General features: G+C 35.1%; 11 protein-coding genes. 9 read left to right on the top strand and 2 right to left on the bottom strand.

The window, feature by feature from the left end; translation table 11 throughout:
* Positions 1-92: 92 nt before the first annotated feature.
* From ALGA_RS06405 to ALGA_RS06375, 7 genes are all read left to right on the top strand, one after another.
* Positions 93-842 (top strand): Bax inhibitor-1/YccA family protein, encoded by a 750-nt coding sequence (locus tag ALGA_RS06405; RefSeq protein ID WP_096428541.1) that lies wholly within the window; start codon positions 93-95, stop codon positions 840-842.
* 47 nt (positions 843-889) lie between these two features.
* Positions 890-2,101 (top strand): GNAT family N-acetyltransferase, encoded by a 1,212-nt coding sequence (locus tag ALGA_RS06400; RefSeq protein ID WP_096433466.1) that lies wholly within the window; start codon positions 890-892, stop codon positions 2,099-2,101.
* A gap of 89 nt (positions 2,102-2,190) precedes the next feature.
* Positions 2,191-2,454 carry a type B 50S ribosomal protein L31 gene (locus tag ALGA_RS06395; RefSeq protein ID WP_096428540.1) on the top strand — a complete coding sequence of 88 codons (264 nt, stop codon included), beginning with the start codon at positions 2,191-2,193 and terminating at the stop codon, positions 2,452-2,454.
* A 100-nt stretch (positions 2,455-2,554) separates the two neighbouring features.
* Positions 2,555-3,745: a GlmU family protein gene (locus ALGA_RS06390; protein WP_096428539.1), complete on the top strand. Its 1,191-nt coding sequence runs from the start codon at positions 2,555-2,557 to the stop codon at positions 3,743-3,745.
* 188 nt (positions 3,746-3,933) lie between these two features.
* Positions 3,934-6,387 carry an endopeptidase La gene (gene lon / locus ALGA_RS06385; RefSeq protein WP_173803994.1) on the top strand — a complete coding sequence of 818 codons (2,454 nt, stop codon included), beginning with the start codon at positions 3,934-3,936 and terminating at the stop codon, positions 6,385-6,387.
* Positions 6,388-6,523: 136 nt separating this feature from the next.
* Positions 6,524-7,624 carry an AI-2E family transporter gene (locus ALGA_RS06380; RefSeq protein ID WP_096428537.1) on the top strand — a complete coding sequence of 367 codons (1,101 nt, stop codon included), beginning with the start codon at positions 6,524-6,526 and terminating at the stop codon, positions 7,622-7,624.
* Positions 7,625-7,661: 37 nt separating this feature from the next.
* Entirely contained in the window at positions 7,662-8,117 is a 456-nt protein-coding gene (locus ALGA_RS06375) for a hypothetical protein (protein WP_096428536.1), read from the top strand.
* A 132-nt stretch (positions 8,118-8,249) separates the two neighbouring features.
* On the opposite strand, the gene ALGA_RS06370 is transcribed toward ALGA_RS06375, so the two are convergent.
* A complete protein-coding gene (locus tag ALGA_RS06370) occupies positions 8,250-9,167 on the bottom strand; it encodes an NAD-dependent epimerase/dehydratase family protein (RefSeq protein WP_096428535.1) in 918 nt (305 codons plus the stop codon).
* A gap of 38 nt (positions 9,168-9,205) precedes the next feature.
* The gene (locus tag ALGA_RS06365; RefSeq protein ID WP_096428534.1) at positions 9,206-9,868 is read right to left on the bottom strand and encodes a phosphoadenylyl-sulfate reductase; all 663 of its coding nucleotides are present in this window, start codon (positions 9,866-9,868) and stop codon (positions 9,206-9,208) included.
* Positions 9,869-10,309: 441 nt separating this feature from the next.
* On the opposite strand from ALGA_RS06365, the gene ALGA_RS06360 reads away from it, so the two are divergent.
* A complete protein-coding gene (locus ALGA_RS06360; RefSeq protein WP_096428533.1) occupies positions 10,310-13,174 on the top strand; it encodes a tetratricopeptide repeat protein in 2,865 nt (954 codons plus the stop codon).
* A gap of 633 nt (positions 13,175-13,807) precedes the next feature.
* Positions 13,808-15,532, top strand: coding sequence for an OmpA family protein (locus ALGA_RS06355; RefSeq protein ID WP_096428532.1), 1,725 nt, complete (start codon positions 13,808-13,810; stop codon positions 15,530-15,532).
* Positions 15,533-15,549: the final 17 nt, after the last annotated feature.

Raw genomic sequence — 15,549 nt, 5'->3', positions numbered from 1 at the left:
ATATCTAGGAAAATAAAATTAAACAAAGTAAATTTGAACCATATTTTAGTTGAATAGTAAAAATAGATAGTAACGAGTAAAAGTTAATACATATGGGATATACAAAAAGTTCAAATCCTGTTCTAAGCGAAAAAATTTTTAGCGCTTCAAGAAGTGGATCGTACAGCGAAGCAATGACGGTAAGCGGAACCGTTAACAAAGTTGCTTTGTTATTGTTTTTTCTGGTAGCTGCAGCAAGTTACACTTGGGGATTATACAATGATTCGATGGATTCATCAGTGGTGATGCCATGGTTAATAGGTGGAGCCATTGTGGGCTTAATTCTTGCGGTGGTTACTGCTTTTAAACCGGTTTGGTCGCCTTATACAGCTCCTTTTTATGCTTTAGCAGAAGGGTTAATGTTGGGCGGTTTTTCGGCAATGATGAATGCTAGTTATCCAGGTATTGTGGTACAGGCAGTTGGCTTAACATTCGCAACTTTGTTTGCAATGCTTTTTGCCTATAAATCAGGATTAATTAAGGCAACCGAGAAATTTAAGTCTGGTGTTATTGCTGCTACAGGTGGTATTTTTGTATTCTACATGCTAAACTGGATTTTGGGAATGTTTGGCATTGGCTTAAACATCGCAAATGGTTCGGGTTTACTAAGTATTGGAATTAGCCTGTTTATAGTTGTTATAGCTGCACTTAATTTAGTTCTGGATTTCGATTTTATTGAAAAAGGAGCTGAATCCGGAGCTCCAAAATACATGGAGTGGTATGGTGCATTTGGGCTAATGGTAACATTAGTTTGGTTGTATGTTGAGTTGTTGAGATTGCTATCGAAATTGGCAAGACGATAAATTTGCATTGGAAGCCTAAATTACAAAACCTAAATAAAACGAATCGAGTGAGGATAGTTGAAGTTTTAGATCAGAAACATAGAAAAGATTTTTTAGATATTGCCAGAATCATTTATAAGAATGACTCTAATTATGCCTGTCCATTTGATGCAGAGATTGAAGGAGTCTTTGATCCGAAAGAAAATTCTTTTTTTAAACACGGAGAGGCGACTCGTTGGATTTTAATAAATGGGGAAGGAAAATTAATTGGAAGGATTGCTGCATTTATTAATACGAATAAAGCTTTTTCGTTTGATCAGCCTACGGGCGGGTGTGGTTTTTTCGAATGCATAAATGACAAAAAGGCAGCATTTCTTTTGTTTGATACAGCCAAGCAGTGGTTAACAGTCCGTGGTATGGAGGCCATGGATGGTCCTGTGAATTTTGGCGAAAATGATAATCACTGGGGGCTTTTGGTTGAAGGTTTTATTCCTCAGGGATATGGAATGCCCTACCATCAGAAATATTACAAAGCGTTTTTTGAGGACTATGGTTTTAAAGTGTTTTTTGAGCAGTATAGCTATCACCTTGACAGAACCAAGCCTTTTCCTGAGAGATTTTGGAAAATTGCTGAATGGATAGCAAAAAAACCGGGATTTACCTTTGAGCACTTTACGTTTGAAAATTCTGAAAAATACATTCAGGATTTAATTGCGATATACGATGAAGCATGGCAATTTCATGATAATTTTTCGCCGATTGATCCTGATGATATTCGTAAAATGGCTCGTGATGGAAAAGGAGTAATCGACGAAGAATTCATTTGGTTCGCCTATCACGAAGGAAAACCAATCGCATTTTTTGTGATGATGCCGGATGTCAATCAGATATTAGTAAAGATGGATGGGAAATTTAATTTCTGGAACAAGCTGAAATTTTTATACCATTTAAAAACGAAAACAATAACCCGTGCCCGGATTACAATTATGGGTGTGGTTCCTAAATATCAGCGCTTTGGTGTTGAATCGGCTATTTTTTGGCATATGGAAAAGGTGTTAGAGCATAAAACTCATTATAAAGAAGTTGAACTTTCGTGGGTAGGAGACTTTAATCCGAAGATGATTTCGATTTACGAGTCGGTTGGAGGAGTGAAAATGAAGACGCATTTTACCTATCGTCTGCTTTTTGACCCTACAAAACCTTTTAAACGGACACCGATAATCCCTCTGGAAAACAGAGGGAGTAAGGCGAAGGAGAAAAAAGTAAAGGAAAGAGGATAATAATTTATTTATTCGTTTGCAAAACAAAGAACAATATTTATCTTTGCAGTCTATTGGAAGTAGATTATAAGAAACTAAAGGATATTAAAATGAAACAAGGAATACATCCGGAAAATTACCGTCTTGTAGCTTTTAAAGACATGTCAAATGACACAGTCTTTCTTGCAAAGTCGACAGCAAATTCTAAAGAAACTATTGAGTTTGAAGGTGTTGAGTACCCAGTGCTTAAATTAGAGATCTCTAACACATCTCACCCTTTCTATACAGGTAAGATGACATTAGTAGATACTGCTGGTCGTGTTGATAAGTTTATGACTCGTTACAAGAAACACATGGACGGTAACAAAAAGTAAGATTAAAAAATTTACTATATTAAAGAAAGCCTCGATTATTCGAGGCTTTTTTTTATTTTTGATAGTACATAAAATCCTTCGGATTTAAATCACTACTACAATGAACTATATTTTTTTTGATGATGGAGCATGGAATGATCTACGTCCGCTCACATTTACTCGTCCTGTATGCGAAATTCGAATTGGTATTTTAACCATTCGCGAAAAGTGGGAAAAATACCTGTCTGCAAGCTTTAGTTATTATACTCAGGATTACTTATCTGTAAAATATCCAAAGCTGATTCAGGAACAAAATATACTAATTAATGGTTCTGTTCTTCCTAATAAGGAGTTGAAAGAAGCAGTTTTGAATTTAAAAGAGGGTGAATATCTTTCAAAAGAGGGAGTGGTTCTAGCTGCTAATTTTTTGGCCAAAGATATTGATTTAGTCAATAGTGAAGAGATTGTTGGAAAAACGAAGATTGAGTTTGGGCAGGATGTTGTTCGAATTGCGAAGCCGTACGATATATTCGAAAGTAATGATCAGGCGCTACGTGCGGATTTTGAATTGCTGACCAAAGGGAAAAAGTCGCAGGCAATTAGCGATACGGTAAATGTTCTGGGTCGGGAAAATATTTTTCTTGAAGAAGGCGTAAAAATAGAATTTGCAACACTGAATGCCACTGATGGTCCAATTTATATTGGAAAAGATGCTGTTATTATGGAAGGATGTCTTGTTCGCGGTCCATTAGCGATGTGTGAGCATGCAGAGCTTAAAATGGGTGCTAAAGTTTATGGCGCAACTACATTGGGGCCATATTGCAAATGTGGTGGAGAATTGAATAATGTTGTTCTGTTTGGATATTCAAGTAAGGCGCATGATGGGTTTTTAGGAAATGCAGTTTTGGGTGAATGGTGTAATATTGGCGCAGATACGAATAATTCCAACCTTAAAAATAATTATTCAGAAGTGAAATTGTGGAGTTACTCAAGTGAAAGCTTTGAAAAAACAGGCTTGCAGTTTTGTGGTACCATTATGGGAGATCATTCTAAATTAGGGATTAATACCATGTTGAATACAGGTACTGTTATTGGTGTTAGTTCGAATGTGTTTGGGGCTGGATTTCCTCGCAATTTTATTCCGTCTTTTGCTATGGGAGGTAACCATGGTTTTAAAGAATACCGTTTAAATGTCACTTTCGAAGTTGCTGCCTTGGTAATGCAACGAAGAGCTTTGAAATTTGATGAGGTAGAAAAGGATATTTTAACAAAAGTATTTGAAATGACGAAAGAGTATCGAAAGTCATTTTAAAATAAACCTTATTATAGTAACATGAGTTCTTTCTTTTAAATGACAGAGCTCATTTTTTATTTTGGCATAGCTATTGCCTAGTAAGTAGTGACCAATTTATTTTGGTAGAGACAGACATTTTGTCATTTAAGCTATGATAAAAGTTTGTTTTCTTCATAGTGAGTAGTTAGAACATGACAAGCAAAATAATGAGTAGAAAGATAGAAATCAATATAAGTGATATGGCCTTAACGAATATGATGGACGAGGATTCAGATTTTATTCCAATTATAACTGATGAGGATGAAAGTGCGTTGGATGAACTGGTTGTACCTGATAGTTTGCCGATTTTGCCTCTTCGAAATACTGTACTTTTTCCTGGAGTCGTGATTCCAATTTCGGTTGGAAGAGAAAAGTCGTTGAAATTAGTTCGTGAGGTATATAGTAACAAAGGAATGCTTGGTGCGGCCACTCAAATGGATTTGAGTGTTGAAGACCCAAGCTTTGAAGACATACATAAAATTGGAACTGTTGCACAAATCATTAAAATCCTTGAAATGCCTGATGGTTCTACCACAGTTATTTTACAGGGCAAGAAGAGGTTTGAGTTGCAGGAAATGATTTCAGAGGAACCTTATCACATTGCTAAAATAAAGACTTTAAAAGATATTCGTCCTGAGAATGAAGATAATGAGTTTAAGGCTCTTATTTCTTCAGTGAAGGATATGGCTGTTAAAGTGATTAAACTGTCTCCACACATTCCTAATGAGGCTAGTTTTGCCATTAAGAATATTGAAGGATCTTCATTTTTAGTCAATTTTATTTCAAGTAATTCTGAGATCAAACACAATCAAAAGCAAAAATTGCTCGAGATTGATGAGATTGGTGGAAGAGCAATGAAACTTTTGGAATTATTGGTTCGTGAAGTTCAGGTGCTGGAGTTAAAGGATGATATTCAGACGAAGGTGAAAACTGATATGGATCAGCAGCAAAGAGAATATTTGTTGCACCAGCAAATGAAAACCATTCAGGATGAACTGGGCGGTGGTCAAAATGATCAGGATGCAGAGGAGTTGGAAGAAAAGGCACAAACTAAAAAATGGACCGACGAAGTTGCTGCAGTTTTTGAAAAGGAATTGAATAAACTTCAACGTTTGAATCCTGCCTCGGCAGAATATTCGGTGCAGTTAAACTATTTAGAGGAACTGCTGGATTTACCTTGGAGCGAATACACCAAAGATAATTTTGATCTGAAAAGAGCTCAAAAAGTTCTGGATGAGGATCACTTTGGATTAGAAATAGTAAAAGACAGAATTATTGAGCATTTGGCTGTATTAAAACTGAAAGGGGATTTAAAATCACCGATTTTGTGTTTGTATGGACCTCCGGGGGTTGGTAAAACATCTTTGGGGAAATCAATTGCGAGAGCTTTGGATCGGAAATATGTCAGAATGTCCTTAGGTGGTTTGCACGATGAGTCAGAGATTCGGGGTCACAGAAAGACATATATTGGTGCAATGCCGGGAAGAATTATTCAGGGAATGAAAAAGGCTGGTTCTTCTAATCCTGTTTTTATTTTGGATGAGATTGATAAAGTAAGTAATGATTTTAGAGGAGATCCATCTTCTGCATTGCTTGAGGTTCTGGATCCTGAACAGAATAGTGCGTTTCATGATAACTTTTTGGATGTAGATTACGATTTGTCGAATGTGATGTTTGTTGCAACGGCTAATAATGTGGGTGCAATTTCAGCTCCCCTTCGCGATCGTATGGAAATGATTGACGTTAGCGGTTACATTCAGGAGGAGAAAGTTCAGATTGCCAAGAGTCATTTGGTTCCGAAGCAAATGGAGAATCATGGAATTACAGCGAAGAACATTAAACTTTCGAAGGAAGTAATTGCTGAAATTATCGATAAGTATACTCGTGAGTCGGGTGTGAGAGCATTGGATCAACGAATTGCTAAGGTGATGAGACGTGTTGCGCGTAAGGTGGCAATGGAAGATGAGTACGATATTAATATTAAGCCTGAGGATTTGAAAGAGCTTTTAGGCTCACCAATATTTAATCGGGATAAATATCAAGGGAACGAATATGCAGGTGTCGTTACGGGCTTAGCCTGGACTTCAGTGGGTGGAGAAATTTTATTCATCGAATCAAGTTTATCTGCCGGCAAAGGGAAATTGACTCTTACTGGTAACTTGGGTGATGTAATGAAAGAATCAGCCTTATTAGCACAGGAATATTTAAGAGCTCATTGCGATAAATTAAATATCAAAAAGGAATCTTTTGAGGAATGGAATCTTCACGTACACGTTCCTGAAGGCGCGATTCCTAAAGATGGTCCTTCGGCTGGTGTGACGATGGTTACTGCAATGGCATCCATTTTTACTCAACGTAAAGTGAAGAAAAATTTAGCCATGACTGGTGAAATTACGCTTCGAGGAAAAGTATTGCCGGTAGGTGGTATCAAAGAAAAGATCCTTGCGGCTAAACGAGCCGGAATTAAAGAGATTATTCTTTGTAATCAGAATAGAAAAGACATTGAAGAGATTAAGGATATTTATTTAAAAGGCCTGAAATTTCACTATGTTAATGAAATTATGGAAGTTTTGGATATTGCCTTGATGAAACAAAAGGTAGACAACCCAATAAAAATATAATTAGTGCTAGATTATGAAAAGGCTTTCGAAAGAAAGCCTTTTTTTATTTATCCTTGATACCATAAAAATACTTACTTTTAAAGTGTAATATTGATTTGTATTTAGATACAAAACCGACAAAAATTATCATCTACCTATGAATGGAAAAGGAAAATATTTTATTGTTGCTCTTGGATTAATCTTATTGGGCTTACTATTTTGGTATTTCAGTAATATTGTAGCCTACGTTTTAGTTTCTGTTGTTCTTTCTTTTGTTGGACGTCCGGTTGTCGATTTTATGAACGGATTGAAAATTAAGAATTGGCAAGTACCTTCTGCTCTTTCGGCCGGGATAACTCTTGTTTTATTGTGGTTTGTTATGGTTATGTTCTTTCGAACATTTATTCCGATGATTGCCGCACAAGCACAAGATTTATCAAATATCGACGTGAATGCAGCTATGCGAAGTCTCGAAGAGCCAATTCAAAAATTGGAGGCCTTGGTTACTAAATATTCCGCTGATAATGAATCCTTTGATTTAAAAGCCGTATTGGTCGACAATATTACCTCATTTGTGAAGATTTCAGATGTTTCTGATATTTTTGGTTCGCTCGTTGGTACTTTAGGGAATGCTTTTATTGCCTTATTTTCGATTTCATTTATTACCTTTTTCTTCTTGAAAGACAGCAGCTTGTTTAGTGAGGGAGTAGTGCTTCTGGTTCCGGCTCGCAACGAAGACGGCGTTCGTCATGTTTTGGATTCTATAAAAAATCTGCTGATGCGATATTTTGTTGGATTATTTTTCGAAGTGATATTGGTTGGTTTTATGGTGACGATCGGCTTAACCATTGTTGGTTTACCATTTGGGACTGCCGTTGTTATTGGTTTGTTTGCCGGAATGATGAACGTAATTCCTTATATTGGGCCAATTATAGGAGCTTGTTTTGGCATGATTATCGGTATTGCAACCAATTTAAATGTTGATTTTTACACCGAAATCCTTCCACTTTTAGGATACATGGCAATTGTTTTCGCGACAGTTCAGGTCATCGATAATATTTTATTTCAGCCGCTTATTTATTCCAATAGTGTAAATGCACATCCGCTTGAAATATTTATTGTGATTATTATGGCCGGAAGTATGGCAGGTATTTTAGGAATGGTTTTAGCTATTCCGACTTACACCTTAATACGTGTAATTGCCAAAGAATTCTTCAACAATTATAGGTTTGTGAAGAAATTGACCGAGAAGATTTAATGAAAAGGAATTATGAATTATCAATTCTAAATTAAGAATGAAATATTACCACATATTATTAAAAAATATTTTACTGATAACATTTGCTCTGCTTTTTACGAATTGCGATACTGAAGGCATGAGAAAAGTATCGGATGATAAGTTTGTTGGTGTTTGGGAATTGAAAGGACGTTCGATGTTAGATGGAATTAAAGTATCTATTGAGCGTACCGAAAATGGTAATTTTGTAGGTAAGGTTCTAGAGATTAACTCAAATAAATACGTTGACTTATTTTTGGAAGCTGGGAATGTTCTCGTAAGTAATATTCAAAGGTCTTCAAACTTTCAGTTTCGATTGACTGAAAAGAAGATTGGAGCCGGGTTATTTTCGACTTATGGATTGGATTCGAGCAAGGAATTTATGATTGAGTTTATTGATGACAATACAATAGGATTAGGTTCTGAAACTTTAGATCCTTTAAAATCTACAGTTTTCTACAAAAGAATTAAATGATGATCTGTATTGGCAGAATAAAAAAAGCTTGATTCAATATTGAATCAAGCTTTTTTTATTTGGTGAATAACCAATCTATTTTATACTATTTTTAATAATTAGTGATTCATGGCGAGCGAAAAAAAATCGGTATTAAATGCTCGAGGCCTCGAAATGCTCTTTCAGGATTTTCAATTCTTCTTCGAAAGCTAATTTCTCTCCTTTATACAATTTCATAATTCGCTCATCGCGAGCTACCAATTGCTGTGGAAGCTCAAGATGTTGGTTGGTGAAAATCATTTCCATGTCAGGATTTTGTTTTTGCATCACCTCAACTATATCCATGATTGATTTGTTGTATTCCGCCAAATTATAAACACCTGAATCTAATTTTCCACCCAAAAGATTAGCCAGTATACTGCTGGTTTTTTCCAAAGAAATAAACGGGCGTTTTTGGTTTCCACTTCCGTGGATAGAAATACGTCCCACAAAATGAGAATCGAAAACTAAACTGTTCAGAATTCCTGTCATGTTCATACTTACACCATAACCAAAAACATTTCCCAAACGAATAATTTGAGTGTTTACTTTAGACATGATTCGTTCAACATGTTGTTCGCCTCTTAAAATAGAACTTCCTAATGATGTAGTTGGTTCAGGAATTGAGTAAACATCAAATTCATTATCAGAATAACCGTAAATAGCCGTTGAACTAACGTAAATCAATTGTTTTACATTACTTTCTTCAATGGCATAAACCAACTCAGCAGTTCCCCAGTTATTAACTTGTTCGTGAAGATGATGAAGCTTATCGTTGTCTGAAACTTCAGATGCAAGATGATAAACCACATCTACATTTTTCAGTATTTTATCGAGAGTTCTTGAATCCAAAAGTTCACCTTTAACAAAGGTTAGTTTGCCCGGTTTTATTTGGGAGTGTAAAAACAGATTGAAATTGGCCTGATGCAAATTATCCAATACAATAATCTCTTTTACCTCAGGATTCTGATTCAATTTTATGCATAATTCGGTACCAATATAACCGGCACCACCTGTAATTAGGACTCTCATTTTATCTGTTTTTAATTTCGAGTTATTAGCTGCAATTATTATTTATCTTTTTTAATCACCAGATCGGTATTTAAACCACATTCGGTTTTTTTCATTCCAAACCATCGTGCCGATCTGTCGTCTCCCAGAGTCATTTTGCGTGTACAAGGCTCACAGCCAATGCTGTCGTAACCTTTTGCTTCCAGCGGATGACGAGGAAGATTGTGCTCTTTAATGTATTTGTAAATTTCCGGTTTGCTCCAATCCAGCATTGGGTGAAAACGAATTACGTCGTGTGGCGCAGGCTGTTCAATTTCCATAGCTTTACGCACGGCTGATTGATCGGCTCTAACACCATTAATCCATACGTCATGATCTGCTAAAACACCGTCTAGTGGTTGTACCTTATTTAGAAAACAACAGTAATCAGGATCTGAGGTGAAAAGAAAATTTCCTTTTGCATCTTTTTGTTGTGCCTTTGGAATAGAAGATTTGGCATCGATAATGTTCAATCCAAATTCTTTAGCTATTTGATCTTTAAATTGAATGGTCTCAGGAAATAAAAATCCAGTATTGATTGAATATACTGGTATTGTATTGTCTATTCGGCTAATAATATGAAGAAGAACAAGACTGTGCGATTGAAAAGAGGACGTAGTAAACATCTTCTTTCCTTCCGCTTTATATTGTTCTAGTTTCTTTTTAATGTTCTCAAAATCCATTGTAAAATCCTTTTGTCCTGCCAAATAATCAGCGGGTAAATGTTATTAGTAAAGGGTGGTAAAGATACGAATAATTATTTCATTTTAGATGGATTCATTATGGGATAGTCGCTTAGGTTTACCTAAAATTGATGGTACTAAATGATGGATAATATTCATTTTAAATGGGTCTAAATTTGGTCCGGCTTCTTCAATCACGAGTTCCGTGTCATTGTTGTTGTTTAATCGTCACTTCTGGTTATCTTGATTTTCTTTATCGCACAAATAACATTGTTTTGTTAACTTGTTTAAATTTGCATGAATGCATAGTTTGTTTTAATTTCGCTTATAAACAATATTTTATAGTGTTGGTGAAAGAATATCGCCACTGCTAAATATTTGATTTAATTTTATTGTAGTTTAAAATGTCTGCTGGTTTAAGCCACACCTATAATTTCTGATATGATAAAACAACTCATTATTTTATTATTGTTCTCGTTCCATATTAGTGGTGTGTACGCTGAGGATGATTATAAAAAAAACAGATTTAATGATTTGGATAGTTTGAAAGCGGCCATAAATGAGCTCGTGATGGTTGAGGGGAAAATGGAAAATTCCGATAGTGCTATTCGTCTTGTTTCCTTCAACCGGAAACTATTAAAGGAGGAATATCCATCTTATTTACATTTGCTTTTGAATAAAATTAAAACAGATGAAGATACGACTGGTCTGGCCGAAATATATTATCGGATAGGAGTAAATCACCGATATACACATGGCTACGATTCTGCTAAATATTACTATTTTAAGTCTTTGCCCTTTGCTCATAAAATAAAGGATCACTATAAATTAGGTCGTATTTATAATGAATTAGGAGTGGTTTGTCGAAAAACGGATCGGAATGAAGAGGCGCTCAATTATTTTGTTTCGTCAATTAATACAACAAAATTCACGAATAATTTTTATGGAAAGGCAATCGCCGAAAATGGAATAGGAAATATATATTTGGTACAAAAAGAGTATGATAAGGCTCTGTCTTATTTTCGAGAGTCTTTAAAATATGGCTTAAGTAGCGACAATAAATATCATTTAGAGATTAGTTATGGGAATGTTGGAGAGGCTTATCTCTATTTGCAAGAAGCCGATTCGGCAAATTTATATATTAATAAATCGTTGGAGCTGGCTAAGCTACGTGGTAACCCGATTGGGGAAGGAATTTGCTATCAACTATTGGGGCAAGTACAAATGTTTCAAAATGAGTATGAAAAAGCATATGTGTTTTTTGAGAAAGCACTTGATTTACAACGAACAAAAGAGGATGAACGTTATTTAAGTACAATTCTAATTCAACATGGTAATGTTTGTTCGAAGTTAAAACGATACAAGGAAGCGGAGAAGGATTTACTGGAAGGAAGGTTGATTTCAAAAGAAATTCATTCCATAGACAATTTGATGTTTGCGAATCAGGTTTTGTATGAAATCTATTATGCGACCGGCAGATATCAAGAGGCAAGTGATGCTCTCTTATTACATAAAAATTATACCGATTCGTTATACAACAGTGAATCAGATCGTGTAATGAATGATTTGGAATTTAAATACCAATCGGAAAATAAAACACATCAGATAGAGTTGTTAAATGCAAGAAATCAGCTGATTGGAGAGTCTAAAAAAATGCAAAGAAATCAGTTTGGCGTGTTACTATTGCTCTTTGGAGGATTGGCCGCATTTTTCTATTATCTATACAAGAACAAACAAAAGGTTTCGAGTGAGTTACAGAGTATTAATCAGATGAAATCGAAATTCTTCAGTAGTATTTCCCATGAATTTAGAACACCATTAACATTAATAAAAGGCCCTGTAGAAAAGCATTTAACTAGAAGCCATAGTAAAGAGGAGCAGGAAGAGATGAAACTAATTTTGCGTAATTCGGAACGATTACTTTCATTGGTTGATCAATTATTGGATCTCTCTAAAATTGATGCAGGGCATTTTGCTATAAATGCGCAACAAGGCGATTTAGCCACCTTACTAAAAGGGATTGCAAATTCGTTTACTTATCAAGCTACCGAAAAGAAAATTAATTATAAGCTGGAGATAAATGAATCAAGTGTTGTTTGGTTCGATACGAATATTGTTGAAATAATAATTACCAATTTACTATCCAATGCATTTAAATTTGTGCCTGGAAATGGGAACGTGGAAATGAAGCTCGATGGATTCGAGGATCATATAAAAATAACGGTAAGTAATTCTGGATGTACTTTAACAAAGGAAGAATTATCTCATATTTTTGATCGTTTTTATCGTGCCGGAGAAAATGAAACGCAAGGAACAGGAATTGGTCTTTCATTAGTGAAAGAACTCTGTACTTTGTACCGCGCACCTATAAAAATTAGTTGTTCAAACAGTCAAGTTATTCAATTTGAGCTACAGCTACCAACATCTAAAGATCATTTTAGGGCAAACGAGATATCCCTTTTGCCTATTCAAATAAAGGAAACACAGCTTGATGAAGCAAATTTAGATATAAATGGAGATTTGGAAAATGAGGATAAATTTGCTGAATTACCAGTATTGTTAATTGTTGAGGACAACTTTGACATGAGGAAATACATTAAGACTTACTTTGTTCATCAGTACAAAATTTTAGAAGCGGAAGATGGTGAGATGGGAATTAAGATGGCTATTGATCACATTCCTGATTTGATTATTTCTGATGTGATGATGCCAAAAGTAGGAGGCGTTGAGCTTTGTGCCTGTTTAAAAGCAGATGTGAAAACCAATCATATACCAATTATCTTATTGACTGCTAAAGTTGGTGATGTGAATGAACTGGAGGGACTTCAGTCTGGGGCAGATGATTACATTGTGAAGCCATTTAATGCACAAGCATTAATTGTTAAGGTTGAAAGACTAATTGCCACGCGAAGAGAAATGCAAAAGAAGTTTCAAAAGGAACTTGTTATTAATCCGTTAGGCATAGTATTTCAGTCGGAAGAAGAAAAGTTTGCCAAAATTTTACAGGAAGTTTTGGAGAAACATTTGCCTGATCCCGATTTTACGGTCGATCAGTTTTGTGAAGTAAGTTTAATGAGCCGAACACAGCTTCATCGTAAATTAAAAGCATTAACAGGTTTATCTGCAACAGCATTCATTAGAACACAAAGAATAAAAATGGCATCAGAATTTTTATTAAAGCCAAATGTAACGATTAGCGATGTTTGTTTCTCAACAGGCTTTAATGATACTTCGTATTTCTCCAAATGTTTTAAAGAGATTCAAGGTTGTACGCCATCGGAATATATGAAAGAGCATTCCAACTAAGATTTAATTCTAATTAGATAAGCACCAATATATTATCAATTGATAATATATTGGTGCTTTTTTTTGATTTAGGATCTGGATAATTACTGATTGAAGACTACCTGGTTTTCTTCAAAATGACTCAATCTCAAAAACTCAAATCCCAAAAATGATGTTATTGCAAAACTCAAGGCAATAATTTTTTATAATGTATGTCTGGGTATTCTATTTTATTCGTACTGCAATTTTCTGATAATCAAGCATTAATGCATGTGTGGAACATTTGTAATAGCCAGTGGAACATTTGTAATACTCAAGTTGTTTTTTTTCCTCCTCACTATCAAAAATACATCTGTGTCTGTTGAAGGTAAGAAGACGTGGTATTCTTCTGTAAAGCACATAACTAGTAGGTTTTTAAAGATTGAATTGATTAATATTAATTAAATCCTTGTGTTTAATTATGATGTTTCACGTCTTGGAATAAAAATCGTGTTATGTATGTAACTTTTTGCGATAATATTAAATTAAAATAGGTTAATGATCATGTAATCAAGGTTTAGAACATGTGTTTAGGTTTTTGGAACATGACTCCTATTTGGAGATTGATTCCTGCCATACATTTACATTGTATTCGAAACTAAAAAAACGGGACACATGAAAAAGCTTATATTCATAACATTATTAATGTCACTGTGCATCACCCTAGTAGATGCTCAAGTAGTGGAGCCAGAAAAAGTAGTAAAGAAACAAGGAACTCGTCGAGCTAATAATAAAATAGAGCAAGGTGTTGATAAAGGCTTCGATAAAATAGAAGAGGGACTAGGTAGCTTGTTTGGGAAGAAGAAAAAGAAAAAGAAGCAAGAATCGAGTAAGGAAGTTAGCAATTCGGAAGAGAACAATAAGCAAGAGAATCAGAATAATAGTAATGAGCAGGGAGAAGTTGAAGAACAAGTTGCTCATACGCCAAATGTAGTTTGGAATAAATTCGATTTTGTTCCTGGCGATGTTGTGATTTTTGAAGATGGTCCTGCAGTAACAGAGGAAAATGGTGAGTTTCCAAGTCGTTGGGATTTATATCAAGGAGGTGCTGAAATTGCAGAAGTAGATGGGAAACCTGTAATAACATTCATTACCGATATCGGAAACATGCACAGTAAAGGTATTGTTCCTTATTTAAAAAATGCCAAAGAAGACTATTTACCTGAGGTTTTTACTATAGAGTTTGATGCCTTTTTTAATCCAAACGAATATAACGAAAGGTACTACTTTACATTTCATGATCGGAAAAACCAAAGTCGATCTAATATTTCTCAGATAGTAACGTATGTTAATACAATTAAAATGGGAACTATCGAAGGCTCTTTAAAAGATAAGGAAAGATCTAATTACGATAAAATAGCTGGTTGGCGTCATATCTCAATTGCTTATACCAAAGGAAAATTAAAAGTTTATTTAGAGGATCAGCGTTTAATAAACATCCCTCATTTAGAAGGTCAACCAATGGGAATTACATTAGCTGCTGGATCTGGAAATATGTTTCTAAAAAATATTCGCATTGCAAAAGGAGGAGTAAAGTATTACGATAGAGTTCTACAAGATGGAAAGATTATTTGCAACGGTATTCGCTTCGATGTAAACAAGGCTAGTCTTAAGCCTGAGTCGATGGGACCAATCAATAAAATATATCAACTATTACAAAAACAGCCAAGCCTAAACTTTAGTGTCGAAGGTCATACCGATAGCGATGGCGATGATGCATCAAACAAAAGAGTGTCTGAGGCTAGAGCAAAAGTTGTTATGGAGAAATTGATTCAAATGGGCATCTCATCGAACCGATTAAGCTATGCAGGTTATGGTGAAAGTAAGCCATTGGATAATAACAGTACTCCAGAAGGAAAAGCAAATAACCGTAGAGTAGAGTTTGTGAAAACAGAAGGCAAAACAGCTTCCTCTCATTCAAATTCATCCAACAAATCAATGTTTACTTCTTTGGATCGAAAAACAATTGATACTAAAATGAACAGCTTACAAAGTGGAAATATTGAAGTAGCGAATCAATCAGGAGTTGTTTTGCAAAATGGAACTACAATAATTTATGGTACGTCTGACGGGTATCTTGGTAAAATGGAAGTTCTAGATGTTGATCAGAATGACAATTATAAGCTTACCGTTAGATATGTTACCTACGATGATAATGGTTCGGTACATAGTAAATCGGATCATTTGGAAATAGGTGGAACCTATACCTGCGATTTAGATAAAGGAAAAACTGAAGATTTGATCAGTTCAGAAGAAGATTTTTGGTTGAACCGATCGGATGATAAATCCACAACAATTGTTCAAAGTGAAAATACAGGTTTCTATGTAGTTCCAAACTAACAAAAAGAATTTAAAAC

The sequence above is a fragment of the Labilibaculum antarcticum genome, assembly GCF_002356295.1.
Classification (GTDB): domain Bacteria; phylum Bacteroidota; class Bacteroidia; order Bacteroidales; family Marinifilaceae; genus Labilibaculum; species Labilibaculum antarcticum.
Note: the sequence above shows the minus strand (reverse complement) of the source record. Positions and strands in the feature narration are given on the sequence as shown.